This is a genomic window from Pseudomonas sp. 1, from assembly GCF_056626735.1.
Genome location: NZ_JBWXMQ010000055.1, coordinates 1 through 653, shown reverse-complemented (window position 1 = coordinate 653; position 653 = coordinate 1). Strand labels below are relative to the sequence as shown.

Here is a 653-nt window from a genome sequence, read left to right as displayed (position 1 = left end):
CAAACTCGTGAGCACATCCTGCTGTCCCGTCAGGTAGGCGTTCCGTACATCGTGGTTTTCCTGAACAAGGCTGACCTGGTAGACGACGCTGAGCTGCTGGAACTGGTTGAGATGGAAGTTCGCGACCTGCTGTCCACCTACGACTTCCCAGGCGACGACACTCCGATCATCATCGGTTCGGCTCGTATGGCGCTGGAAGGCAAAGACGACAACGAAATGGGCACCACTGCTGTCAAGAAGCTGGTGGAAACTCTGGACAGCTACATCCCAGAGCCAGAGCGTGCTATCGACAAGCCGTTCCTGATGCCAATCGAAGACGTGTTCTCGATTTCGGGTCGCGGTACTGTTGTGACCGGTCGTATCGAGCGCGGTATCGTTCGCGTTCAGGATCCGCTGGAAATCGTTGGTCTGCGTGACACCACCACCACCACCTGCACCGGTGTTGAGATGTTCCGCAAGCTGCTGGACGAAGGTCGTGCGGGCGAGAACTGCGGCGTTCTGCTGCGTGGTACCAAGCGTGACGACGTTGAGCGTGGTCAGGTTCTGGTTAAGCCGGGTTCGGTTAAGCCGCACACCAAGTTCACCGCAGAAGTTTACGTTCTGAGCAAGGAAGAAGGCGGTCGTCACACTCCGTTCTTCAAAGGCTACCGTCC

General features: G+C 57.1%; 1 protein-coding gene. It reads left to right on the top strand.

Annotation, left to right across the window (positions count from 1 at the left end; genetic code table 11):
* Positions 1-653, top strand: a 653-nt coding sequence (locus AC1MDC_RS28675) for an EF-Tu/IF-2/RF-3 family GTPase (RefSeq protein WP_480394194.1), incomplete at both ends; no start/stop codon positions are given.